This is a genomic window from Nocardioides daeguensis, assembly GCF_019192965.1.
In the GTDB taxonomy this organism is placed as follows: domain Bacteria; phylum Actinomycetota; class Actinomycetes; order Propionibacteriales; family Nocardioidaceae; genus Nocardioides; species Nocardioides daeguensis.
Window position 1 is genome coordinate 299,491 of the sequence record NZ_JAHTKU010000004.1, and the last position, 22,707, is coordinate 322,197.

Genomic DNA, 22,707 nt, shown 5'->3' on the forward strand with positions numbered 1-22,707 from the left:
GCGCCTCAGGCGGGGATCCAGTCGAACACGTCCGGATTCGGGCCCTGCCGGCCCGCCTCACCCTTGTCGAGCGCGGCCAGGGCGGCAACCTCGTCGGCCGTGAGTGCGAAGTCGAAGACGTCGAAGTTCTCCGCCAGCCGCACCTTGCTCAGCGACTTCGGGAACACGATGTCGCCGCGGTCCAGCGCCCAGCGCAGCAGCACCTGGGCGGGCGTCTTGCCGTGGCGCTCGGCGAGCGCGGTCACGGCCGGGTCGGTCAGCTCGCCGCCACCCTGACCCAGCGGGGACCAGGCCTGGACGCGGGCGCCGTGGCCGGTGGTCGCCGCCCGGACCGCCTCGTTGGCGAAGTAGGGGTGCACCTCGACCTGGTTGACGGCCGGGACGACGCCGGTCGCGGCGACGATCCGGTCGAGGTGGTCGGGCTGGAAGTTGGAGACGCCGACCGAGGTGGTCAGGCCGGCCTCGCGCAGCTCGAGGAGCGCCTCCCAGGTCGAGACGAAGTCGCCGTCGTACTGCGTCGGCAGCGGCCAGTGGATGAGGAACAGGTCGACCCGCTCGAGGCCGAGCTTGTCGAGGGAGACCCGCAGCGAGTCCTTCGCGACGGCCGGGTCGTGGCGGTTGTTGTTGAGCTTGGTGGTGACGTACAGGTCCTCACGGGCGAGGCCGGAGCGCGTGATCGCGGCTCCGACGCCCTCCTCGTTGCCGTACATCTGGGCGGTGTCGACGTGGCGGTAGCCGATCTCGAAGGCGTCGGACACGACCCGCTCGGTGTCCGCCTGCGGCACCTGCCACACGCCGAGGCCGAACTGCGGGATGGAGGTCTGGTCGTTGAGCTCGATGCGCGCAATGGTCACACCAGGAGACAACCCGGATCGGGCTGGCGTATTCCGCGCGGCCCGTCGCGACAGTTTCACCGGCCGACCGGTGAAACTGTCTTCACGACACCTTCCCGAAAACTGAAACACGTTCTACTCTTTCGCCATGGTGGATCTGCTGACCGACAAGGTCGTCGTGCTCTCCGGCGTCGGGCCGGGCCTGGGCCGCTCCCTCGGCGAGGAGGCGGCCAAGATGGGCGCCGACCTGGTGCTCGCGAGCCGGACGCCCCAGCGCCTGGAGAAGATGGCCGAGACCGTGCGCTCCTACGGGCGCCGCGCGCTCGTGGTCCCGACCGACATCACCGACGAGGACCAGCGCAAGGCGCTGGTCGAGGCGGCGCTCGACGAGTTCGGCCAGGTCGACTGCCTGATCAACAACGCCTTCGGCATCCCGCCGATGGACCCGATCAGCACCCTCGACCTCGATGGCCTGCGCAACGCGAACGAGACCAACGTCTTCGCGCCGCTGCGCCTGTCCGCGCTGTTCGCCGACGCGCTCGCGCAGACCGAGGACAAGGTCGGCGGCTCGGTGATCATGGTCAACTCGTGCGTCATCTACAGCAGCCAGCCCGAGTACTCCGGCTACAAGCTGTCGAAGGGCACCCTCGAGCACCTCGCCCAGTCGCTCGCCACCGAGCTCGGCCCGCGCGGCATCCGGGTCAACAGCATCGCGCCGTCCTACATCTACGAGGACGTGAACAAGGCCTACTTCGACTGGATCGCCCAGGAGTCGGGCCGCACCCACGAGGAGGTGTACGCCGAGAAGGCGGCGCCCACCGACCTGAAGCGCCTCGCGACGCCGGACGAGGTCGCCCGGGCCGCGCTGTTCCTCGCCTCGGACCTGGCCTCTGCGGTGACCGGCCAGATGCTGAACGTCGACTGCGGCGAGTTCCACGCATGAGCGAGCCTCGCCAGCGCCCGGACGTCGGCAGCTTCGAGGACATCTGCGAGGCCGCGACCCGGACGACCGGCCTGACCGACTTCGGCTTCGCCGACGCCCCCGGGCACGAGGAGGCGTTCCGGATCCTGGTCGAGGACCTCGGCTCCGCGGAGGCCGGGCTGACCGGGATCGGCAACTACTTCATGCGCTCGCAGGTGAAGAGCGCGCTCGTCGCCCGCCTGCTCACCCAGGCCCGGTTCGCCGAGTTCCCGCAGCACGCCGACGTCGCCATCGAGCGGCCGATCTTCGTGCTCGGCCTCCCCCGCACCGGGACCACGGCCCTGAGCCGCCTGCTGTGCGCCGACCCGGCGAACCAGGGCCTCGAGATGTGGCTGACCGAGTTCCCACAGCCCCGTCCGCCGCGGGACACCTGGGAGGACGACCCGATCTTCACCGCCATGCAGGCGGCGTTCCGGGAGCACCACGTCACCAACCCCGAGTTCATGGGGATCCACTACTCCGACGCCACCGAGCCCGAGGAGTGCTGGCGGGTGCTGCGCCAGACCGGCAAGTCGCTCGGCTTCGAGTCGCTGGCCCACGTGCCGGCGTACTCCCGCTGGCTGGCCACCCAGTCCTGGACCGACGCCTACGAGCGACACCGCCAGAACCTGCAGCTGATCGGTCTCAACGACCAGGACAAGCGCTGGGTGCTCAAGAACCCGTCGCACCTGATCGCGCTCGACGCGCTGCTCGAGGTCTACCCGGACGCCCTGGTCGTGATGACCCAGCGCGACCCGGTGACCTCGGTGGCCTCCGCCTGCTCGCTCTCCGCCGAGGCGACCGACGGCCATTCGACGACCTTCGTCGGCGAGACCCTCGGCCGCGACCAGCTCGGGCACCTGACCCGCCAGTGGGACGCGTTCTGGCAGGCGCGGGAGAAGGCCGACGAGAGCCAGTTCTTCGACGTCGACTACCGCGCGTTCGTGCAGGACCCGGTCGGCACGGTCGGCGCCATCTACGACGCCTTCGGCCTGCCCTGGAGCCAGGACGCCCAGGCCGCGGTCCGCCGGCTCGACGAGGAGTCGCGCCAGGGACCGCGCCGGCCCTCGCACCAGTACGACCTCGCGGACTACGGCATCACCGAGGACGAGGTCAGGGAGTCGTTCGCCCGCTGAGCCGCGCGGGCCCGGCCCTCACCCCTGGCACAGGCAGAAGGGGTGCCCGGCCGGGTCGAGGAAGACGCGGAAGGACGTTCCCGGCTGGTGGGGATGCTTGGTCGCCCCGAGCGCGAGGGTCGCCTCCTCGGCCTCGTCGAGGTCGTCGACGTCGACATCGAGGTGCACCTGCTGCGGAACGTCCTGCCCGGGCCAGTCGGGAGCCCGGTAGTCGTCGACGCGCTGGAAGTGGAGGTGCCGGTCGCCGTCGCTGACGGTGGCCCAACCTCCGTCGGCATCCACCTGGGGCGCCCAGCCGAGCAGGGCGCCGTAGAAGGCCGCGAGCGGCTGCGGGTCGGGGCAGTCGAGGACGAACTGGGGATTGCGTGCAATGGCCATGAACCGAACCTAGGCCGCACCTCCGACACCGCGGCGCGCCTTCTCCCGCTCCTGTCCACAGGCCGGCCCGGACGGTGTTTGTCCACAGCCACGTCGTGCCGACGCTGGCGCCATGACCTCCTCCACGACCCCGCCCACCACCCCGTCCGTCTCGCTCGCGGTCCCCCGCCGCTGGACCGCCCACGACACCCCGGCCCCGGGGGTCCTCCTCGTCGCGCGCGCACCCGCCGCCACACCCTGCGGCGTCACCCCCGAGCTCGCGCTGCGCACCGGTCCGGTCGACCCCGCGCTGTCCCTGGCCGCCTGGCGGGCCGAGGCGCTGGCCGCGCTCGCCGGCCAGCTCGACGCCCTCGAGGTCGAGGACACCGACGTCGTCGACCTCGACGACCTCGACATCGACCTCGGCGGCGAGGCGGTCGCCTACGCCCGGTTCTCCCACCGGCTCGACGGGATCGGCGGGCTCGACGGGATCGACGGGATCGATGTCGTGTGCGACCAGTGGGCCTGGCTGCGCGACGGCGTCGGCGTCACCCTCACCGGGACCGTCGCGCGCGAGGACTACGCCGACTACGCGGACCTGTTCGAGCAGGTCGCCGCGACGGTGGAGGTCAGCGCGCGCGGACCCGGATCCGCGCCCCCCGCCGCGGCACGCTGGTGATGTTGCGGACCTTCGGGACGTCGGTGCCGACCGCGCTGACGTCGTACCGACCGAAGACCTCGCGGAGCACCTCGACGCCCTCCATCAGCGAGAACCCGGCACCGATGCAGCGCCGGACGCCGCCACCGAACGGGATCCACACGGTGAGCGCCGGGACGTCGTCGCCGAGGAAGCGCTCGGGCCGGAACACGCCGGGGTCCGCGAAGTTCGACTCCTGCTGGTGGCTCATGATGATCGACGGGCCGACCGTCGTGCCGGCCGGCAGGTCCCAGCCGCCGACGGTCGCCGGCGCCATCAGGGTGCGCACCACCATCGGGATGATCGGGTGCAGCCGCATCGACTCCTTGAGCACCGCCTCGAGCCAGGCGTCGTCGCCCTCGTCGACCGCGCGCTGGGTGCGCGCGAGCAGGTCGGGGCTGCGGCCCACCTCCACCAGTGCCCACGACAGGGCCGAGGCGGTCGTCTCGTGACCGGCGAGCAGCAGGGTGACCAGCTGGTCGCGCAGCTCGGTGTCGTCGAGCCCGCGGTCCGGGTCGTCGGGGCGATCGGGGTCGCTCGACGCGAGCAGCCGCGACAGTACGTCGGAGCGCTCGGCGAGGTCGGCCGCCGTACGCCGCTCGCGGATCTCGGCATACATCAACCGGTCGAGCTCGACCTGGTTGTCGACCGTCCGCCGCCAGGGGCCGAGCCTCTGCAGCCGCGGGTAGGCCCAGCCGAGCAGGATCGCCGGGTGGATCTCGACCGTGCGGTTGACCGCCGGGCGCAGGCGGGCGAGCCGCTCCTCGTCGGTGACGCCGAAGACGACGCGGAGGATCACCTCGAGCGTGAGGGCGTTCATCCGCTCGAGCGCACGGAACGGCTCGCCCTCCCGCCAGGTGTCGACCTCCGCGGCGGCGACCTCGGCGACCAGGCCGCGGTAGCCGCGCAGCGCGTGCCCGAGGAACGCGGGCATGAGCAGCTTGCGGGCGCGGTGGTGCTCGGTTGAGTCCTGCAGGAGCAGCGAGTGCTCGCCCATGATCGGGCCGAGGATCGCGTTGCCCTTGCCGGCGTGGAAGACCTCGGGGTCGGCGGCGAAGATCTCCTTGGTGACCTCGGGCCGGGTGAACAGCACGAGGGGCCGGCCGCCGGGGACCAGGTGGACCGTGTACGCGTCGCCGTACTTCTTGTGCAACCAGGGGTGGAACTGGTGCCGGAAGCGCATCAGTGCCACGGTCTGCAGCAGCGCCGGCCAGCGCGGGCCGGGCGGCAGCTGGTCGACGGGCACCGGCGCCGCGCCCCGGCCCCCGACGACGCTGCTGTGCCGGAACCGCCGCAGGGTGAGCTCGCGGGTGTCGCCGTCGAGCGCCGCGCGCTCCGCATGGGTGGTCACCCGCCCGACGCTACGCCGCCGCCCGGGGCCGGGCACCCTCCTACGGTAGGAGATCGTCGCGCCGCGCGATCGCCGCCGCCTCGGTGCGTCCGGAGGCCCCGAGCTTGCCGAGGATGTTGGAGACGTGGACGCTGACCGTCTTCGTGCTGATGAACAGCTGCTTGCCGATCTCGCCGTTGGAGCGGCCCTCGGCGACGAGGGCGAGGATCTCCAGCTCGCGCGCGGTGAGGGAGGCTCCACCGGAGTGGCTGGTCGCGGCGGCGCCGCGACCCCCGCCGGGCTCGGTCGCGAGGTCCGCGACGAGCAGGGGCGCGCGCAGGTGGTCGGCGAGGGCACGGGCCTGCTCGGCCTCGTCGCGCGCGCGGGCGGTGTCGCCGGTCAGGCGCAGCAGCTGGGCGTACGCCGCGCGCACGCGCAGCAGCTCGGGCACGTTCCCGACCTTCACGGTGGAGTCGAGCGCCGCCTGCCACGCGGCCAACAGCTCGTCGCGACGAGACTCATCGGCACCGCCGAGCCACCGCACCCTGAGGTGCTCGGCGACCAGCCGGTCGCTCCACATCCTGCCCTCGGGACCCCACGGGCCGCTGCGCTCGCAGATCGCGGCGAGGACCGCCTCACCGTCGGCCAGCAGCCGGTCCGCGCGCGTGACCAGGGCCCGGCGCTCGACGGCGCTGGCGCGGGCCATCGCGCGGGCGATGGCCGCGAGGGTGGCGGCGGCCAGCCGGATCCGGCCGCCGAAGAACTCGCCCCAGATCCGCCCGAGGACCTCGACGACGTCGTCGTAGACCGCGATCGCCGCCGTCGCGTCGGCACGGTCACCGTGGAGCTCGATCTCGGCGCCGGAGCTGTAGACGGCGACACCGCCCTCGTCCTCCCAGAGCGGGCGCAGCGCGAGCAGGCGGTCGAGCACGTCCTCGCCGCGGGCGGCCAGGACGGAGAGCCGGGCCGGCTCGATGATGCCGCGCGGGATGGGCGGACCGCTCAGCCCGTCGACGTGCTCGACGAGGGCCAGGACGTCGTCCCAGTCGCCGAGGAGGTAGCTGATCCGGGTGAGCTGCCAGCGGGACTCGATGCTGAACGGCGCCCACACCAGGCCGGCCTGCTCCCCTAGCGCCATCGCCGAGCGGAACCACCGCGCGGCCTGCTCCCAGTCGCCGGAGTCCTGGTAGGAGCGGCCGAGCAGCCAGCGCCCGCGGATCTCGGCCTGGAAGGCGCCGGCCCGCACGGCGCTGTCGACCGACGACTCGAGCGCCCGGCGCAGGGTGTCCTGCTCGGAGCCCGCGACGGTCTGCACCCGCAGTCCGCTCAGGGTCGTGACGATGTCGGAGGCCAGCTCGGGCAGCGCGAGCCGCTCGGCCAGCGCCAGCGCCTCGGTGAGGTAGGCCTCGGCCTCGTCCTGCTGGTCGCGCCGGTAGGCGCCCAGGATCCGGGCGTGGGCCGCCAGCGCCTTGGCCCGCAGCGGGCTCTCACCCTCGGGAGCCAGGGCGAGAGCCTCGGCGGAGATCTCGACCGGGTCGAGCTCGGTCTCGGTCATCGCGAGCACCTCGGCCAGGCTGACGAGCAGCCGGGAGCGGGCGATCGCGGGTGCGTCGGGCGGCAGCTGCGCCAGCTGGGTGGCGACGAGATGGCCCGCCCGCACCGCGTTGCCCCCGGTGATCAGGGCGTTGGCCGCGCGGACGACGAGCTTGGCGTGGTCGACCTCCAGCCGGGCGACGCGCTCGGGGTCCTCGAGCAGCTCGAGCGCCTGCTGGTAGTGGTCGGCGGCCTCGTCCGGACCGCCGACGGCCATCGCCTCGTCCCCCGCCTCGATGCTGGCCGTCACCGCCCGGTCGAGGTCGTTTGCCCGGCGGGCGTGACGGGCCAGCTCGGCCGACGTACCGCGGGCGGCGCCGCTGGACAGTGCGGCGACGTAGCGGGCGTGCAGCCGGACCCGCTCGCCGGGCAGCAGGTCGTCGTAGACGGCCTCGCCGAGCAGCGCGTGCCGGAAGGAGTAGAGGTGGCTGCCCACCTCGACGACGTTCATCTCGACGGCCTGGCGGATGCCCGAGTCGAGCTGGTCGACGGGGACGTCGGCCGTGGCGGCGAGCAGGTCGTGGCTGACCCGGCGGCCGGCGACGCTGGCGACCCGGACCACGTGGCGGGCCTCCTCGGAGAGGCGGTCGAGCCGGACGAGCAGCAGGTCGGCGAGATCGCCGGGAACCTCGCCCTCGGCGCAGGCGCCGGACGCCACCAGCTCCTCGACGAAGAAGGCGTTGCCCTCGGCCCGCTCGACGATCCGGGCGATCGAGCGCTCGTCGAGGCCGGCTGGCGCCAGCTCGCCGACGAGCGCCCGCACGGCCTCCGCCGGCAACGGGCCGAGGGCGAGGCGGCCGACCTGCGGGAGGCGCGTCCACTCGGCGACCTGGCGACGCAGCGGGTGGCGCCGGTGGAGGTCGTCGGAGCGGTACGACGCCACGATGGCGACCGGGCGCGCGAAGGCGCGGGTGAACAGGAAGCCGAGCATGTCGCGGGTCGACTGGTCGGCCCAGTGGAGGTCCTCGACGACGAGCAGCACAGGGGCCTCGGTGGCTGCCGCCTCGAGCAGGGCGTGCACGGCCACGAAGGTGTCGCCGCGGTCGGCGCCGCGGCTGTGCTCGTCGGCGGAGTCGTCGCCCACGACGCGGGTACGGCGACCGGGCTGGAGCCGTGCCAGCGCCGGGTGGACCGCCGCGACCGCCTCGATCAGCTCCGGGTGGCTGGCGTCGAGCCGGCCGAGCACCTCGCTGAAGGGGAGGTAGGGCAGGGCGCTGTCCCCGAAGTCGAGGCAATGCCCGGCCAGCACCTGCCAGCCGGTGTCGAGCGCGCGGTCGCGCAGCGCCCGCAGCAGCCGGGTCTTGCCGACCCCGGCGTCGCCGGACAGCAGCACGGCCCGCCGCGACGTCCCCGCCTCGGCGGCGCTGACCGCGTCGTCGAGCACGGCGATCGCCTCGGCGAGCTCGGTGTCACGCCCGACCATCGTCAGGCTGCTGTGTGCGACCACGGACACCATCATGGCGTCCGCCGCCGACAAGGTGGACAAGGGTCGATGACCGTTCAGCGCGAGCGTCGCTCCACGCTGGGGTCGGTGGCGGCGATGCGCCGCAGCCAGGAGGCGCGGCTGCGCCCGGCCCGGCTGGCGGCCATCCCGCGGGCCGCCTGCTGGCGGCGGTAGTCGTTCTCTGCGGTGAGGAAGTAGTTGCTGCTCATGACGAAGAGACTCGTCCTCTGAGGTAGGCCGCCACATCGGACAAGGTCCCTATGTTCGGGACCTCCCTACCTCAGGTTCCCGGCGCGGGCACCTCAGGCCGCGGTCCCCCAGATCGTTCGATCGAACGGCCTGAGGGCCCCACGACCTCCGCCCCTAGGCTGGCCCCGTGGAGTTCGCCGAGGTGGTACGACGACGGCGGATGACGCGCGCCTACACATCGGCCCCGGTCGACCCGGCGGTGCTCGAGCGGGCGCTCGACCACGCCACCCGGGCGCCGAGCGCCGGCTTCTCCCAGGGTTGGGCGTTCGTCGTGCTCGACACCCCGGAGTCGGTGCGCGGCTTCTGGGCGGCGCAGACCGACGCTGCCTTGCCCGGCGGTACGCCGGACCGCTGGCTGGCCGGGATGATGAGCGCCCCGGTGGTGGTCGTCCCGTGCAGCCGCCGCGATGCGTACCTCGACCGCTACGCCGAGCCGGACAAGCGGCGCGCCGGCCTCCACGAGCACGACGAGAGCCGCTGGGCGATGCCCTACTGGCACCTCGACACCGCGATGGCGTCGTTGCTGCTCCTCCAGTCGGTGACCGACGCCGGCCTCGGCGGCTGCTTCTTCGGGCTGGTCCCCGGCCGTGTCGACGCGGTGAAGGAGCTCCTCGGCCTGGTCGACACCGCCGACGAGGCGGCGCCGCACCCGATCGGCGCGATCACGATCGGCCACCCGGCCCCACGCACGACGGGCGCGCAGGGCTCGGCGAGTCGCCGTCGTCGTACGCCGTGGCGGGAGGTGGCCCACCGCGGCCGCTGGGGTGCGGGCTGGGGGGAGGCCTGATGCGGCCGAGCCCCGTCGTGACCCACCTGACGGCCGCCGACCTGCGCAAGCGTGAGCCGGTGCTGCCCCGGATCGCCCACCTGCTGCGGCCCTACCGCGGCAAGATCGCCCTCGTCCTGGTGGCTGTGCTGGCCGCGGCGGCGCTGCAGTCGATGGTGCCGTTCCTGACCCGGGCGGTGTTCGACGACGCGTTGTTCCCGCTCGACGGCAGCGGACCGGACCTCGGCCTGCTGGCCTGGCTGATCGGGGGCATGTGCGCGATCCCGGTGGTCGCGGCGCTGATCGGCATCGTGCAGATGTGGCTGACCTCGACGGTCGGGAACTCCGCGATGGCCGACCTGCGCGGGGACCTCTTCGAGCACCTGCAGAAGATGGAGCTGGCGTTCTTCACCGCCACCAAGACCGGCGCGATCCAGTCCCGGCTGGCCAACGACGTCGCCGGCGTGCGGACGGTGCTCACCGACACCGCCACCACGATCGTGCAGAACTCGGTCACCGTCACCGCGGCATTGGTGTCGATGGTCGTGCTGTCGTGGCAGCTGACCGTGCTCACGCTGTTCTTGATGCCGCTGTTCGTCGGCCTGCAGTTCCGGGTCGGGCGGGCGCGGCAGCGGCTCGCGCGCCGTACCCAGGAGTCGCTCTCCGAGATGACCGCCATCACCGAGGAGGCCCTGTCGGTGAGCGGGATCCTGCTCGCCAAGGTGTTCAACCGGGCCGAGTCCGAGGTCGAGCGCTACCGCGAGGCGAACCGCAGGCAGACCCGGCTGCAGGTCGAGCAGGCGATGACCGGCCGCACCTTCTTCGCGGTGGTGCAGACCTTCTTCGCGATCACGCCCGCGCTGATCTACCTGGTCACGGGCTGGATCATCACCGGGAACGTGCCCGTCGGCGCCGACACCATCACCGCCGGCACCCTGGTCGCGTTCACCACCTTGCAGAGCCGGCTGCAGATGCCGCTGCTGCAGCTGATGCGCGTGACGCTCGACGTACAGACCTCGATGGCGCTGTTCCGGCGGATCTTCGAGTACCTCGACCTCGAGCCGGCGATCACCGAGAAGGCCGGCGCGGTCGCCCTCGACCCCGACCGGCTGCAGGGCCGGGTCGAGTTCCGGGGCGTGCGGTTCCGCTACCCGGAGCCGCGCTCGCTGTCCGGCACCGTCACCCGCGACCGCTTCGGCGAGACCGGGGTCCGGATCGAGGGCGACACCGAGGGCGAGGACCGGGCCGTCGGCTCGTCCTGGGCGCTCGACGACGTGTCGCTGGTGGTGGAGCCCGGCCGGCTGGCCGCGATCGTGGGTCCGTCGGGCAGCGGCAAGACGACGGCGACCTACCTCGTGCCCCGGTTCTACGACGTCACCGAGGGTGCGGTCCTCATCGACGGGTACGACGTGCGCGACCTCACCCTCTCCTCGCTGGCCGACGCGGTCGGGATGGTCACCCAGGAGCCGTACCTCTTCCACGGCACGATCCGCGACAACATCGCCTACGCCCGGCCCGGCGCGAGCTCGGAGGAGATCGTGCAGGCGGCCCGCGACGCCAACATCCACGACCGGATCATGAGCTTCCCCGAGGGCTACGAGACGATCACCGGCGAGCGCGGCTACCGGCTGTCGGGCGGCGAGAAGCAGCGGCTCGCGATCGCCCGGGTACTGCTCAAGGACCCGCGGATCCTGATCCTCGACGAGGCCACCTCCGCCCTGGACACCGAGACCGAGCGGCTGGTCCAGGAGGCGCTGGAGCGCGCCACCCGGTCTCGCACCACCATCGCGATCGCCCACCGGCTCTCCACGATCCGCTCCGCCGACGTCATCTTCGGGCTCGAGGACGGGCACCTGGTCGAGCAGGGCTCCCACGACGAGCTGCTGCTCGCGGGTGGCCTCTACCGACGGCTGTACGACGAGCAGTTCTCCCGCACGCCCGCGGAGACGCCGTGGTGCGACCCGCGCCGCGCCGACGTCCCGCTGTGAACCGCGCCCCATCCGTTCTGGTCGTGATTTCGCCGAGATCACGACCAGACCGCATGGGGTGCGGTCCTGGGGTCATCCGAGGCCGAGGATCCGCACGCACTCCAGCGCGACGTACAGCTCCGCGGCGTCGACGGGGCGGGCCAGGTCGCGGCCGGTGATCTCCTCGAGCCGGCGGATCCGGTAGCGCACGGTGTTGCGGTGCACGTGCAGCCCGCGGGCCGCGGTGGACGTGGAGCCGCCGGCGGCCAACCAGGCGCGCGCGGTCGCGAACAGCACCGCCCGGTCGTCGGCGGGCAGCGCCATCACCGGCGCGAGCACGGCGTCGACCAGTACCCGGGCCTGGTCCGGGCTCGCGGCCAGCAGTACGGCGAGCGGGTCGGCGCCGAACCGGCCGACGACCGCCGACCCCGGCGACACCGCGGCGCACGCGACCCGGGCCTGGCGCCGCGCCTCCTGGATGTCGTCGAGCCGGCCGACGACGCCGCTGACCCCGACCCGGGCCCGGGCGAGGCCCGCGAGCAGCTCGACCAGCTGCTCGGCGCCGAAGCCGAGCCGCAGCGCGACCACGCCCTCCTGGTGCTCGTGGTCCAGCCGCCAGGCCGAGCGGACGTTGACGCGCCGCAGCGCCCGCTCCACGTCGGGCAGCCCCTCGGCGCCTGGGGACGGCGACTCGGCCGAGACCACGACGTACTCGGTGGCCCGGCCGAGGTCGAGCATGCCCGCCGTCTCGCCGACGTAGGCGGTCGCGTCGGCGTCGCCGTCGAGGAGCGAGCCGACGAGGACCGCCCGCATCTGCCCGTCGCGGCGGGCCCGGTCGGCGAGGGCACGGCGGTAGGCGTCGGTGACATCGGCGGCGAGCTGGTCGCTGACCGCCCAGATGTCGGCGGCGCCGAGCAGCAGCCGGTCGCGGTCCTCGGGGTCGGCCCGCTCGACGAGGACCTCCCAGATGAACCGCGTACCGACCCGGAAGGCCTGCAGCACGACGGCGTACGGGACCCCCTGCTCGGCCCGGGCGGTCCCGGTCTCGGTGGGCGTCTCGCTGACGGCGACGTCGCCGGCCAGGGTGCCGAGGATGTAGCGGGTGTTGACCGTGCACGACGCGACCAGCTCGTCGTGGGCGACCGTCTCCCCCGTGTCGTACACGGGGATCTCGGCCCGGATCCGCTCGGCCATCGCCGCGCCGAGCTGCTCGGACTCCGGGAGCAGCCGTGCGCTGAGCTTGCGCACCTCGGGGTTCACGTCCGGTCCACTCACACCCTCGAGAGTAGGCCTCCGGTTGTGCGGGCGCACACACGATGGCCCGGGAGCTCGGGTCCTGCGGCCGCCGCCACCGGCGGCCGGCTCCGCCGCCCTCAGGACCCGGCAGGCACCACGTGCGCGTCCGGCCCGGGGAAGGCCAGGGACTCGTGGCCATCCTCCCACCGGACGAGGTACGGCGGACCGCCGTCCTCGCCGCGCACCTCGAGCACCTCCGCCTCGCGGCGGTGCAGGGAGACCGTCCGTCCCTCGACCACCAGGTGATCGCCCTTGCTCGCGCGCATACCTCCACCATGCGCCTGCGGCCGACCCGGCACAAGACCCGACCTCGCCCCCGGTGCCTATCGTTGAGGACATGGACGAACAGCCGGACCCGCGCGCGGAGAAGGCAGCCGCCCGCGCCCGGATCGAGCAGCAGCAGACCTGGGTCGACCTCCAGGTCCGGCAGGCGATGGAGCTCGGCGAGTTCGACGACCTCCCCGGCGCCGGGAAGCCGATCGCCGACCTCGGCACCACCCACGACCCCGACTGGTGGGTCAAGCGCCTCGTCGAGCGCGAGCACATCACCGTCCTGCCGCCCGCCCTCCAGCTCCGCAGGGACGACGCCGAGCTCGATGCCGCCCTCGACCGGCTCGCCTCGGAGCGCGAGGCCCGCGCGTTCGTGGAGGACTTCAACGCTCGCGTCATCCGGGCCCGCTACACCCCCGTCGACGGCCCGCCGCTGATCACGATGCCCCGCGACGTCGAGGCGACGATCGCCGCCTGGCGGGAGCGCCGGGCCGCGCGCCGCCGTACGACGCCCGCCGAGCCCGTGCGCGAACCCCGCCGCCGTCGGTGGAGGCGCTGAGGCTCCGCCCGGCGCCCTGCCCGGGGTGTCTCGCGAGACATCCGTCATACCCGGACGGGGTGGCTCCCGGGTAGGTTCAGCAAACGTGAGTCACAAGAGCGCCAAGGACTTCTTCCGACCGCTGGCCGTGGGTGCGCCCCAGCCGCTGCGCGAGATCCCCGCCCGGCCGAGCCGCGCGATCCACTTCTTCGATCCCAGCAACGAGAAGATGGCCGCGAAGATCCCCGCGATGGTCGGCACCGTCGACGTGCTGCTGGGCAACCTCGAGGACGCCGTCAAGGCCGACAACAAGGTCGCCGCGCGCGAGGGCCTGGTCAAGATCGCCCAGGACACCGACTTCGGGCCGACCCAGCTGTGGACCCGGATCAACGCCCTCGACAGCCCGTGGGTCCTCGACGACCTGACCACGCTGGTGCCGGCGATCGGCGAGAAGCTCGACGTGATCATGGTCCCGAAGGTGCAGGGCGCCGAGGACATCCACTACGTCGACCGGATCCTCGCCCAGCTCGAGGCGAAGGCCGGCATCAGCAAGCCGATCCTGATCCACGCGATCCTCGAGACCGCGCGCGGCGTGGCCAACGTCGAGGAGATCTGCGGCGCGTCCCCGCGCATGCAGGGCCTCTCGCTGGGCCCGGCCGACCTCGCGGCCGACCGCAAGATGAAGACCACCCGCGTCGGTGGCGGCCACCCCGGCTACCTCGTCCGCGAGGACGCCCCGCGCGGCGCGGACGGCCTGCCCGACCTCGACGCGAAGCGTGCGATCTTCCAGCAGGACCTGTGGCACTACACGATCGCCAAGATGGTCGACGCCTGCGCGACCCACGGGATCTACCCGTACTACGGGCCGTTCGGCGACATCAAGGACACGGTCGCCTGCGAGGACCAGTTCCGCAACGCGTTCCTGCTCGGCTGCGTCGGCACCTGGTCGCTGCACCCGGTCCAGATCAAGATCGCCAACCGGGTCTTCTCCCCGAGCGTCGAGGACATCGCCCACGCCCGCCGGGTGGTCGCCGCGATGGGCGACGGCACCGGTGCGGTCATGATCGACGGCAAGATGGAGGACGACGCCTCCCTCAAGCAGTGCCTGGTCCTCGTCGAGCTGGCCGAGAAGCTGGCCGAGATCGACCCCGACCTGAAGGCGACGTACGACGCCATCGAGACCCCGGAGGCCTGACCACCATGAGCGACTTCAAGCCCCTGCGCTCCGTCCTCTACATGCCCAGCTCCAACGAGCGGGCCCTGGAGAAGGCGAAGACGCTGCCCGCCGACGCGATCATCTTCGACCTCGAGGACGCGGTCGCGCCCGACGCGAAGCCGGAGGCCCGCAAGGCCGCCGCGGCCGCCGTCCAGTCCGGTGAGTACGGCGACCGCCACCTCATCATCCGGGTCAACGGCATCGGCACCGAGTGGCACGCCGACGACATCCGCGCCGCCGCGCAGGCCGGCCCCGACGTCGTCCTCGTCCCCAAGGTGAACTCCGCCGAGGAGGTCCGCGAGCTCGTCGACGCCCTCGCCGCCGCCGGCGCGCCCGAGAAGACCACGCTGTGGGCGATGGTCGAGACGCCGATCGGCATGCTGAACGCGCTCTCGATCGCCACCGCCTCCGAGCGCCTGACCGGCTTCGTGATGGGCACCAACGACCTCGTCAAGGAGCTGTACGCCGAGCACGTGCCCGGCCGCCAGCCCGTGATCACCGGTCTCGGCCTGGCGCTGCTCGCGGCCCGGGCCGCCGGCATCGTGATCATCGACGGCGTCTACAACGACGTGAAGAACGTCGAGGGCTTCCTCGCCGAGGTCGAGCAGGGCCGGCAGATGGGCTTCGACGGCAAGACCCTGATCCACCCGGGCCAGGTCGAGGGCGCCAACTCCGGCTTCGCCCCGAGCGAGCAGGCCGTCGAAGACGCCCGCGGCCTGATCCAGGCCTGGGAGGACGGCAAGGGCGCCGGTGTGGTCACCTACAACGGCAAGATGGTGGAGAGCCTCCACGTCGAGTCCGCCGAGCGCACGCTCGCGATCCACGAGGCGATCCAGGCCCTGCAGGCCTGATCTTCAGAGATCCGGCCGGGGACAGTTTCGCCGGCCGGCCGGTGAAACTCACGCTGGGACGAGGAAGCTTCCTCGTCCCAGCGTGAGTTTTGTCGTCCAGGCTCAGCGCAGCTCGTCGACCAGCAGGTCGGCGACGACCTGCTGCTCCCGGGCGTACGGGTGGTACTCGAGGCCCGCCTCGGCGGGGACCAGCCCGGCGATCCACGGATCGGTGGAGCAGATGTCGTGGCCGTCGGTGGCGGTCCAGACGTCGACGTACGCGACGCCCGCCTGGTCGGCCGCGGCGGCCAGCCCCTCGTTGATCCGGCTGACGTAGTCGCGCGCGTACGGGTAGTCGCCGCGGGCGAGCGGCAGCAGGTCGCAGGTGCCGGCGGCCGGGAAGATCGCCGGGTACCCGACGACGATGACCGTCGCCTTCGGCGCACGCTCCCGGACCGCCTCGATGGACTCGACCATGCGGGCGGGAAGCCGGCCGAGCTGCCGCTCCACCTTGGTCCGGAAGGACGCGCCCGGCGCCGTGCACGGCGCGCCGTCGGGGTCCTTGACCGCCTTGCCGACGCAGGTCGTCATCAGCTCGGAGAAGGTCTTGCCGTCGTTGCCGCCGATGCCGATCGTCACCAGGTCGGTGGACGCGCTCAGCGCGTCGAGCTGGGGCGGCACCGGCTCGCCGTTCGGCGGGGTCTGCGACTGCGCGAGGTCGGCGCTCGTCGCACCACCGCAGGTGACGTCGGTGAGCTCGAGGTCGAGCCGCTCGGCCAGCAGGTGGGGGTAGTTCCCCTTCGTCTGCTCGCAGCCGACCGGTCCCGTGTTCGGGCCGAGCCGGGGCCCGGCGGCGTAGGAGTCCCCCAGGGCGACGTACGACGCCCCGTCCCGCGCCGCGTCCGCGCGGCTGATCTTGGACTCCGGCGGGTCGGAGCACCCGGCGAGCAGGACCGCGGCCACGACCAGCAGGGAGGCGGCACGCCTCATCCGCTCACCTCCTCGACCGCGAGAGCAATGGTCAGGGCAAGGACGGTATCGGGGTCCTCCAACCGGTCGCCGTACAGGTCCCGCAGCTGGGTCATCCGGTACCGGATCGTCTGCGGGTGCACGAACAGCGCGGCGGCGACGTCGTCGCGCCGACCCTGGTGCAGCAGCCAGGCCCGCAGCGTCTCGCGCAGCTTCGTGGCGGCGGCCGGACGCAGCTCGTCGAGCGGCGCGAGGACGCTGGCGCGCAGGTCCGCCAGCGCCTGCGGGTCGGCGGTGAGCACCAGCCGCGACAGGTGCTGCTCGGTGTCGCCGGTCAGCCCGAGCGCCCGGGCCCGGACCGCCCGGTCGTAGGACTCGCGCACCGAGAGCCACGGGCGGGCCGGGCCGACCAGGGCGTCGCGGCCGCCGACCGCCCGCAGCAGGGTCCCCCTCCGCCTGCCGTGGGCGTCGGGGACCATCAGCAGCGCCGCGCCGTCGAGCTCGGGCAGGTCGGTGGTCAGCAGCGTGCCGCGCCGCAGCACCTGCAGCAGCGCGCCCGCCCGGGACTCACCCACCAGGACGGCGGTGAGGGTGACCGGCGGCGTCCACTCGGCCCGCTCGGCCGAGGCCAGCACGGTCGCCTCGGGCGCACCGGTCAACAGGTGGCGGGCCAGCCGCTCGACCAGCCGCTGCCGGATCCGGCCCTCGCTGGCCGACTCGTCGCGGTGGCCGGCCACGCTCGCCGCGGACAGCTCGTCGATGTAGGCGAACACCAGCTCGGCGAAGGAGGCCATGGTCGCCGGGTCGATGCCCTGCTCGACGGCCTTCGCCGACAGGTGCCGCCAGGAGATCCGGGCCCCGATCCGGTACGCCGACAGCAGCGCGTCCGCCGTCCGCCCGCTGCGGACCTCGCCGCGCCCGAGCTGGTAGGCGCCGTCGAACGCCGAGGCCCGCGGCGCCAGCGCGTCCGGGCCGCGCGAGTCGCTGATGAGGGACAGGAAGCCGCCGAGCGCGACCTGCACCGCACCGCGGATGGTCTCGCCCATCGGCCCGCTGAACGCGTCCTCGTAGGCCGGCACCTCGCGGATGATCTGCTCGACGACGTCGTCGGCCACCCGGGCCAGCTCGCCGCGCAGCGCGGACACCGTCTCAGGGGGCAGCAGCACACTGCCGCCGGTCCGTGGCCGGCGCAACACTCGACGGGGCATCGGCACCTTCTTTGTCTCTCAGGTACAAAACCAGCGAGTAGATTCACCGGCTCCGGTCATGAGTTTAGCGCCAGCGGCTGGGACTCTAGAGGTGTGAGTACGACGACCGCCGCCCCCGACGCGTCCGCCCGCACCGGACGCCTCCGCACAGGCTTCCGCTCGCTGCTCGACGCCGCGGTGACCCCGCTCAGCGTCGACGACCTCCTCGACCACTTCGCGCCGCTGCGCACCGGCGCCGCCACCGGCCTCCAGGGCCGGATCGTCTCGGTGCACAAGGAGACGGCCGACGCCGCGACCCTCGTGATCAAGCCCGGCCGGGACTGGGCGGGCCACATCCCCGGACAGTACGTCCGCGTCGGCGTCGACGTCGACGGCGTGCGCCTGTGGCGCACCTACTCGCTGACCCACGGCCCGCGCCGTGACGGCCGCATCTCGATCACCGTCAAGGCGATCCCCGGCGGCGCCGTGTCGCAGCACCTCGTCCGCCAGGCCCGCGCCGGCCAGATGATCCAGCTCGCGCAGGCCGAGGGCGACTTCGTCCTCGCCCCGCCGGTCGCGGGCCGCCGGCAGAAGCTGCTGCTCGTCACCGCAGGCTCCGGCATCACTCCGGTGATCGGCATGCTGCGCAACCTCTACTCGCGCGACGAGGCCGCCCAGGAGGCTGCCCGCGCGGCGTACGACATCGTCCTCGTGCACTCCGCGATGAAGCGCGACGAGGTCATCTTCGGCGCCGAGCTGCGCGCCCACGCCGCGGCCGGCCGGCTGCGGCTGATCGAGCGGCACACCGACACCGACGGCCTGCTGACCACCGCCGACCTCGAGGCCGAGGTCCCCGACCTGGCCGAGCGCACGGCGTACGCCTGCGGTCCGGCCGGTCTCCTCGACGCCCTCGAGGCGTTCTACGACGAGCGCCGGCTGACCCTGCACACCGAGCGGTTCCGTCCGACGGTCGTCGACGTCGACGCCGAGGGCGGCACGCTCACCTTCGCCGGCGCGGCCGCCACCACCGTGGAGACCGACGGCTCGGTGCCGATCCTCGACGCGGCCGAGTCGGCCGGCGTCCTCATGCCGAGCGGCTGCCGAATGGGCATCTGCATGGGCTGCGTGCTGCCCATGAGGTCCGGCGCGGTGCGCGACCTGCGCACCGGCGAGCTCACCGTCGCCGTCCCCGGGGAGACCCACCCCGACGGCGTGAAGATCCAGACCTGCATCAGCGCCGCCGCCGGCGACTGCACCCTCGACCACTGACCACCGCGGGGTTTCGAGGCTCGTCGCTGGCGCTCCTCGCACCTCAACCACCGGAAGGGATCCCATGACGACGATCACCAACAAGGCCGAGAACCCCACGGCCCACCTGTCCGCCGAGCAGATCGAGGCGCTCGGCGCCGAGCTCGACGCCATCCGCCAGGAGGTCCTCGACGCACGTGGCGAGACCGACGCGGCCTACATCCGCAAGATGGTCGACATCCAGCGCAAGCTGGAGCTCGCCTCCCGCGCCGCCCTGCTCGTGAGCATCTTCCCGCCGGCGTGGATCGCCGGCACGGTCGGCCTCTCGGTCGCGAAGATCCTCGACAACATGGAGATCGGCCACAACGTCATGCACGGCCAGTGGGACTGGATGCGCGATCCCAAGATCCACTCGACCACGTGGGAGTGGGACAACGCCTCGACGTCCGACGGCTGGAAGCACTCCCACAACGAGGTGCACCACACCTACACCAACATCGTCGGCAAGGACAACGACCTCGGCTACGGCATCATGCGCGTCGACGAGGAGCAGCGCTGGTACCCGCTCTACCTCGCACAGCCGCTGTGGAACTTCATCAACGCCTGCTTCTTCGAGTACGGCATCGCGGCCTACGACCTCGAGCTCGGCCGCAACCTGCGCCTGCCGAAGGAGAAGCGCAGCGAGAAGTTCAAGGCGGACCTCGCCAAGACGCTGAAGAAGATCCGCAAGCAGGCGACCAAGGACTACGTCGTCAACCCGGCGCTCGCCCTGCCGACCGGCTCCTTCCTCCCGGCCCTCGCCGCGAACTTCACCGCCAACGTGGTGCGCAACATCTGGTCGCACTCGGTCATCATGTGCGGCCACTTCCCCGAGGGCGTCGAGACCTTCGAGCTGAAGTCGATCCCGGAGAAGGAGACCCGGGGCGAGTGGTACCTGCGCCAGATGCTCGGCTCCGCCAACATCTCCGGCTCCAAGCTGATGCACACCATGACCGGCAACCTGTCGCACCAGATCGAGCACCACCTCTTCCCCGACCTGCCGAGCAGCCGGTACGCCGAGGTCGCGCCGAAGGTGCGCGCCGTCTTCGACAAGTACGGCCTCAACTACCACTCCGCCCCGCTCCCCCAGCAGGTCTACAGCGCCTGGCACCGGGTGGTCCGGCTGTCCTTCCCGAACGGCTGGCTCGCGACGACCAACGCGAAGAACCTGCCCTCGCAGCTCAAGCTGCTCTACGCCATGACCACGGCCGACAAGCGCAAGCGCCGCGTGCTGCAGCGCCTCCTGGAGAGCGCGGCGGCGAAGAAGGAGATGGTCAAGGCCGCCTGACGGGCGCCCGAGCACCCAGGGCGTTTCGGACGGTGTCCCGCGGGGCACCGTCCGGGACGCCCTGACGCCTCTTCGAAGGACCGACTCGGATGTCCTCCTACGACGACCTCGACTCCCTCATCGTCGCCCTCAAGATCGCCCGCATCAGTGCGTGGATGAAGTCCGAGGGCTGGATCGGTCACGCCAGCTACGGGTGGTTCCGCCTGCGCGTCGCCGGCACGACCGGCTACCAGGAGGAGGTGACCGGCACCGACAGCAACGGCGAGGGCGGCGGCAAGTACAGCCTGTCGAACGTCGACCAGGACCACATCCACGACTACATCGACGCCTTCAACGAGATCCGCAGCGCCGTCGACGAGCACCTCAGCCCGTGGCGGACCCTGCCCGATCCCGCCGTCATCCAGAAGTGGATCGAGCCGATGCGGCTGGCGACCTCCGAGATCGCCATCTCGGCCATCGACCAGGACGGCGGCCCGACCGGCGGAGGCGAGATCGTCGGCGCGATCGAGCTCGCGATGACCGCCGCCAAGGAGTGGGCGGGCCACACCGCGGCCGCCTTCAAGCTGAACTTCCTGTCGCAGCTGAGCACCGCGGTCGGCGGCCAGTACGCCCTGTGCCTGTGCCTGGGCGGCCACCTCGAGGCGCAGAAGGGGATCTGGACCGAGGCACGCCAGGCGGTCGCCGACATCGTCGTCAACACCACCAAGGCCTACGACGCCGTCACCTACGACAGCGGCCTGAGCTGGAGCCTGGCCTTCAAGGTCCTCGGGTACGCCGCCGCCGGCGCCGCCATCTTCGCCACCGGCGGGGCCGTGATCCCGGTCGCGGTCGCGGGCCTCGGCATCACCGTGGCCTCGGACGCCTACGAGGCGGTCACGACCGAGACCGAGAAGCCCAGCGTGAGCTACGAGTCCGTCCGCGACGCGATGCCGGGATACTTCACCCAGCTGAACGAGGACATCGTGAAGGAGGAGCGGGCCATCCAGACCAACCTGAACCACAACCTGAACGTCGTGCTCAACAACAAGTCCAGCTTCGACCTGTCCCGGCCGGCGCTGCTCGACGTCGACGACGACAGCGACCTCAGCAACGACAACATCTTCTACCGCGACCAGGAGGTGCGCGACATGTGCTCGACGTACCTGCCCGCCGTCGCGCGGCACCTGTTCAAGGCGAGCCGCAACGTCTCCGACTCCTACGTCGGCAGCATCTTCAGCGACTTCGACCGCGGGCCGGGGATCGGGATCGACAGCAACGGTCCGATGGAGGAGTGGGACAACATCTGGCTCATCACCCGTGACCTGCTGGAGGACCTCGGCGAGGAGACCAAGGCCTCCGCGACCACCCTGGACCTCGCGATGAGCGACATCGGCCAGGCGGACACCAGCGGGAAGGACGCGCTCGAGAAGCACGCGGCCGCGTCGAAGGACATCGGCACGGGCGACAGCTTCGGACTGTTCTGGTCCGAGCACCGCGACCCCGAGGCATGAGCCCGGTGGCGAGGTCCCGACGGGCATCCCTCGTCGGCATCGCGGCGGTCGCCGCCCTCCTGGCCGGGGGCGTCGCAGCGTTCGCCGTGGTGTCGGGCGACGACGACGAGGCCGGGGCCCGCAGCGCGGCGCAGCGCTACCTGCGGATCCTCTCCGACGACGGCCGGGACCCGGACGACCTGACCGAGCTGGTGGCCGTCGGGGACCCGGAGGCCCTCGACCGCGCCGACACCCTGCTCGCGCAGGCGCGGGAGCGGATCAGCGACGTGTCGCTCGGGGAGTCGCGGGAGATCTCCACCGCCGAGACGTCGAGCGACGTGGTGTTCGACCGGTTCGAGCGGGTGGAGGTCCGCTACCGCCTGGCCGGGGAGCGGCACCGCTCCGCGATCACGCTCGGCCTGCCGCGCACCGGCACGGACGGCGGCTGGCTCGTGGTGACGCCGCTGTCCGGCGAGGTCGACTGGAACGCGGCGAGCTGGGGGACGGCGCAGCTCGACGTCGAGGTCGGCGACGTCGCGGTGACCGAGCCCGGACGGACGACGTACGAGCCGGACGCCCAGCTCGTCCACCCGGGCGTCTACCCGGTGCGGGCGAGCGTGGGGCCCTACCTCACCTCCCCCGCGACCGACCTCGTCGTCGCCACCGGCTCGACGCCGCTGCCCACGTTCGACCTCGCGCCCACCGCCGACGGCACCGCCGCGATCACCGAGCAGGTGCTGGCCGCCTTCGAGCCCTGCACCCGCGGGACGGCGTACTGCCCCGCGACCACACTGGTGGACGACGACCCGCTGCCCGAGGGGTGGTGGCACGGGTTCACGACCGAGCCGACGGTCACCGTCGAGGGTACGACGATCACGCTGCGCGACGGAGCCTTCCGCTACGCGTCGGCCGCCGGGGAGCGGACGGTGCGGTTCGACGGCACCGGCCGGATGGTCGTCGACCCGGCCACGGGCGAGCCGGGCGTCGCCGTACCGCTGGAGCTCGAACGTCGGTAGGGCGACCT

Annotated in this window: 21 protein-coding genes; 12 read left to right on the forward strand and 9 right to left on the reverse strand. The window is 72.5% G+C overall.

Annotation, left to right across the window (positions count from 1 at the left end; translation table 11 throughout):
• Positions 1 to 5 precede the first annotated feature (5 nt).
• Positions 6 to 854, reverse strand: a complete 849-nt coding sequence (locus tag KU893_RS04375; RefSeq protein WP_218233083.1) for an aldo/keto reductase — start codon at positions 852 to 854, stop codon at positions 6 to 8.
• A gap of 127 nt (positions 855 to 981) precedes the next feature.
• Here KU893_RS04375 and KU893_RS04380 point away from each other — a divergent pair, with 127 nt between their 5' ends.
• A complete protein-coding gene (locus KU893_RS04380) occupies positions 982 to 1,776 on the forward strand; it encodes an SDR family oxidoreductase (RefSeq protein WP_218233084.1) in 795 nt (264 codons plus the stop codon).
• Positions 1,773 to 2,930: a sulfotransferase family protein gene (locus KU893_RS04385; RefSeq protein WP_218233085.1), complete on the forward strand. Its 1,158-nt coding sequence runs from the start codon at positions 1,773 to 1,775 to the stop codon at positions 2,928 to 2,930. The genes KU893_RS04380 and KU893_RS04385 overlap by 4 nt, the downstream gene beginning before the upstream one ends.
• 18 nt (positions 2,931 to 2,948) lie before the next feature.
• Here the strand turns inward: KU893_RS04385 and KU893_RS04390 are convergent, their stop codons facing one another.
• Positions 2,949 to 3,308 (reverse strand): VOC family protein, encoded by a 360-nt coding sequence (locus KU893_RS04390; protein ID WP_218233086.1) that lies wholly within the window; start codon positions 3,306 to 3,308, stop codon positions 2,949 to 2,951.
• 112 nt (positions 3,309 to 3,420) lie between these two features.
• Between KU893_RS04390 and KU893_RS04395 the strand changes: the two genes are divergently transcribed.
• Positions 3,421 to 3,966, forward strand: coding sequence for a hypothetical protein (locus KU893_RS04395; protein WP_218233087.1), 546 nt, complete (start codon positions 3,421 to 3,423; stop codon positions 3,964 to 3,966).
• Here the strand turns inward: KU893_RS04395 and KU893_RS04400 are convergent.
• The 3 genes from KU893_RS04400 to KU893_RS04410 are packed head-to-tail and all read right to left on the reverse strand — an operon-like array spanning position 3,917 to position 8,560.
• Positions 3,917 to 5,335 carry a cytochrome P450 gene (locus KU893_RS04400; protein ID WP_257440860.1) on the reverse strand — a complete coding sequence of 473 codons (1,419 nt, stop codon included), beginning with the start codon at positions 5,333 to 5,335 and terminating at the stop codon, positions 3,917 to 3,919. The genes KU893_RS04395 and KU893_RS04400 overlap by 50 nt on opposite strands.
• A 40-nt stretch (positions 5,336 to 5,375) precedes the next feature.
• The gene (locus KU893_RS23125; RefSeq protein ID WP_218233088.1) at positions 5,376 to 8,354 is read right to left on the reverse strand and encodes a helix-turn-helix transcriptional regulator; all 2,979 of its coding nucleotides are present in this window, start codon (positions 8,352 to 8,354) and stop codon (positions 5,376 to 5,378) included.
• Positions 8,355 to 8,407: 53 nt separating this feature from the next.
• The gene (locus KU893_RS04410; protein ID WP_218233089.1) at positions 8,408 to 8,560 is read right to left on the reverse strand and encodes a hypothetical protein; all 153 of its coding nucleotides are present in this window, start codon (positions 8,558 to 8,560) and stop codon (positions 8,408 to 8,410) included.
• Positions 8,561 to 8,727: 167 nt separating this feature from the next.
• Between KU893_RS04410 and KU893_RS04415 the strand changes: the two genes are divergently transcribed.
• Together KU893_RS04415 and KU893_RS04420 are read left to right on the forward strand one after the other, a co-directional pair.
• A complete protein-coding gene (locus KU893_RS04415) occupies positions 8,728 to 9,387 on the forward strand; it encodes a nitroreductase family protein (RefSeq protein ID WP_218233090.1) in 660 nt (219 codons plus the stop codon).
• On the forward strand, positions 9,387 to 11,354 hold the full coding sequence (locus KU893_RS04420) for an ABC transporter ATP-binding protein (protein WP_218233091.1): 1,968 nt from the start codon (positions 9,387 to 9,389) through the stop codon (positions 11,352 to 11,354). Before KU893_RS04415 ends, KU893_RS04420 begins: the two co-directional genes overlap by 1 nt.
• 72 nt (positions 11,355 to 11,426) lie before the next feature.
• Here KU893_RS04420 and KU893_RS23480 read toward each other — a convergent pair whose 3' ends face one another.
• Both KU893_RS23480 and KU893_RS04430 read right to left on the reverse strand, forming a co-directional pair.
• Positions 11,427 to 12,608: a PucR family transcriptional regulator gene (locus KU893_RS23480; protein ID WP_218233092.1), complete on the reverse strand. Its 1,182-nt coding sequence runs from the start codon at positions 12,606 to 12,608 to the stop codon at positions 11,427 to 11,429.
• A 98-nt stretch (positions 12,609 to 12,706) separates the two neighbouring features.
• The gene (locus KU893_RS04430; RefSeq protein WP_218233093.1) at positions 12,707 to 12,895 is read right to left on the reverse strand and encodes a DUF1918 domain-containing protein; all 189 of its coding nucleotides are present in this window, start codon (positions 12,893 to 12,895) and stop codon (positions 12,707 to 12,709) included.
• Positions 12,896 to 12,966: 71 nt separating this feature from the next.
• On the opposite strand from KU893_RS04430, the gene KU893_RS04435 reads away from it, so the two are divergent.
• The 3 genes from KU893_RS04435 (at position 12,967) to KU893_RS04445 (ending at position 15,504) form a co-directional block, all read left to right on the forward strand.
• Entirely contained in the window at positions 12,967 to 13,458 is a 492-nt protein-coding gene (locus tag KU893_RS04435; protein WP_218233094.1) for a DnaJ family domain-containing protein, read from the forward strand.
• An 85-nt stretch (positions 13,459 to 13,543) separates the two neighbouring features.
• Positions 13,544 to 14,632 carry an HpcH/HpaI aldolase/citrate lyase family protein gene (locus tag KU893_RS04440; RefSeq protein WP_218233095.1) on the forward strand — a complete coding sequence of 363 codons (1,089 nt, stop codon included), beginning with the start codon at positions 13,544 to 13,546 and terminating at the stop codon, positions 14,630 to 14,632.
• 5 nt (positions 14,633 to 14,637) lie between these two features.
• Positions 14,638 to 15,504 (forward strand): HpcH/HpaI aldolase/citrate lyase family protein, encoded by an 867-nt coding sequence (locus KU893_RS04445; protein WP_218233096.1) that lies wholly within the window; start codon positions 14,638 to 14,640, stop codon positions 15,502 to 15,504.
• 102 nt (positions 15,505 to 15,606) lie between these two features.
• Here the strand turns inward: KU893_RS04445 and KU893_RS04450 are convergent, their stop codons facing one another.
• Both KU893_RS04450 and KU893_RS04455 read right to left on the reverse strand, forming a co-directional pair.
• A complete protein-coding gene (locus tag KU893_RS04450; RefSeq protein ID WP_218233097.1) occupies positions 15,607 to 16,473 on the reverse strand; it encodes an SGNH/GDSL hydrolase family protein in 867 nt (288 codons plus the stop codon).
• Positions 16,470 to 17,660: a PucR family transcriptional regulator gene (locus tag KU893_RS04455; RefSeq protein ID WP_218233098.1), complete on the reverse strand. Its 1,191-nt coding sequence runs from the start codon at positions 17,658 to 17,660 to the stop codon at positions 16,470 to 16,472. The genes KU893_RS04450 and KU893_RS04455 overlap by 4 nt, the downstream gene beginning before the upstream one ends.
• A gap of 93 nt (positions 17,661 to 17,753) precedes the next feature.
• On the opposite strand from KU893_RS04455, the gene KU893_RS04460 reads away from it, so the two are divergent.
• The 4 genes from KU893_RS04460 to KU893_RS04475 all read left to right on the forward strand — a co-directional run bounded on the left by KU893_RS04460 (position 17,754) and on the right by KU893_RS04475 (position 22,699).
• Entirely contained in the window at positions 17,754 to 18,908 is a 1,155-nt protein-coding gene (locus tag KU893_RS04460) for a ferredoxin reductase (protein WP_218233099.1), read from the forward strand.
• Positions 18,909 to 18,972: 64 nt separating this feature from the next.
• Complete coding sequence (locus KU893_RS04465) at positions 18,973 to 20,214, forward strand: fatty acid desaturase family protein (protein ID WP_218233100.1); 1,242 nt, start codon at positions 18,973 to 18,975, stop codon at positions 20,212 to 20,214.
• 89 nt (positions 20,215 to 20,303) lie between these two features.
• Positions 20,304 to 21,704: a hypothetical protein gene (locus KU893_RS04470; protein ID WP_218233101.1), complete on the forward strand. Its 1,401-nt coding sequence runs from the start codon at positions 20,304 to 20,306 to the stop codon at positions 21,702 to 21,704.
• 5 nt (positions 21,705 to 21,709) lie between these two features.
• On the forward strand, positions 21,710 to 22,699 hold the full coding sequence (locus KU893_RS04475) for a hypothetical protein (protein ID WP_218233102.1): 990 nt from the start codon (positions 21,710 to 21,712) through the stop codon (positions 22,697 to 22,699).
• The last annotated feature ends 8 nt before the right edge of the window (positions 22,700 to 22,707 follow it).

What these genes read in the sequence shown, in the direction of transcription:
- KU893_RS04450 (WP_218233097.1), bottom strand. Translation starts at nt 16,473, where the DNA reads ATGAGGCGTGCCGCCTCCCTGCTGGTCGTGGCCGCGGTCCTGCTCGCC.
- KU893_RS04395 (WP_218233087.1), top strand. Translation starts at nt 3,421, where the DNA reads ATGACCTCCTCCACGACCCCGCCCACCACCCCGTCCGTCTCGCTCGCG.
- KU893_RS04455 (WP_218233098.1), bottom strand. Translation starts at nt 17,660, where the DNA reads ATGCCCCGTCGAGTGTTGCGCCGGCCACGGACCGGCGGCAGTGTGCTG.
- KU893_RS04430 (WP_218233093.1), bottom strand. Translation starts at nt 12,895, where the DNA reads ATGCGCGCGAGCAAGGGCGATCACCTGGTGGTCGAGGGACGGACGGTC.
- KU893_RS04470 (WP_218233101.1), top strand. Translation starts at nt 20,304, where the DNA reads ATGTCCTCCTACGACGACCTCGACTCCCTCATCGTCGCCCTCAAGATC.
- KU893_RS04435 (WP_218233094.1), top strand. Translation starts at nt 12,967, where the DNA reads ATGGACGAACAGCCGGACCCGCGCGCGGAGAAGGCAGCCGCCCGCGCC.
- KU893_RS04445 (WP_218233096.1), top strand. Translation starts at nt 14,638, where the DNA reads ATGAGCGACTTCAAGCCCCTGCGCTCCGTCCTCTACATGCCCAGCTCC.
- KU893_RS04380 (WP_218233084.1), top strand. Translation starts at nt 982, where the DNA reads ATGGTGGATCTGCTGACCGACAAGGTCGTCGTGCTCTCCGGCGTCGGG.
- KU893_RS04410 (WP_218233089.1), bottom strand. Translation starts at nt 8,560, where the DNA reads ATGAGCAGCAACTACTTCCTCACCGCAGAGAACGACTACCGCCGCCAG.
- KU893_RS04465 (WP_218233100.1), top strand. Translation starts at nt 18,973, where the DNA reads ATGACGACGATCACCAACAAGGCCGAGAACCCCACGGCCCACCTGTCC.
- KU893_RS04390 (WP_218233086.1), bottom strand. Translation starts at nt 3,308, where the DNA reads ATGGCCATTGCACGCAATCCCCAGTTCGTCCTCGACTGCCCCGACCCG.
- KU893_RS04420 (WP_218233091.1), top strand. Translation starts at nt 9,387, where the DNA reads ATGCGGCCGAGCCCCGTCGTGACCCACCTGACGGCCGCCGACCTGCGC.
- KU893_RS04385 (WP_218233085.1), top strand. Translation starts at nt 1,773, where the DNA reads ATGAGCGAGCCTCGCCAGCGCCCGGACGTCGGCAGCTTCGAGGACATC.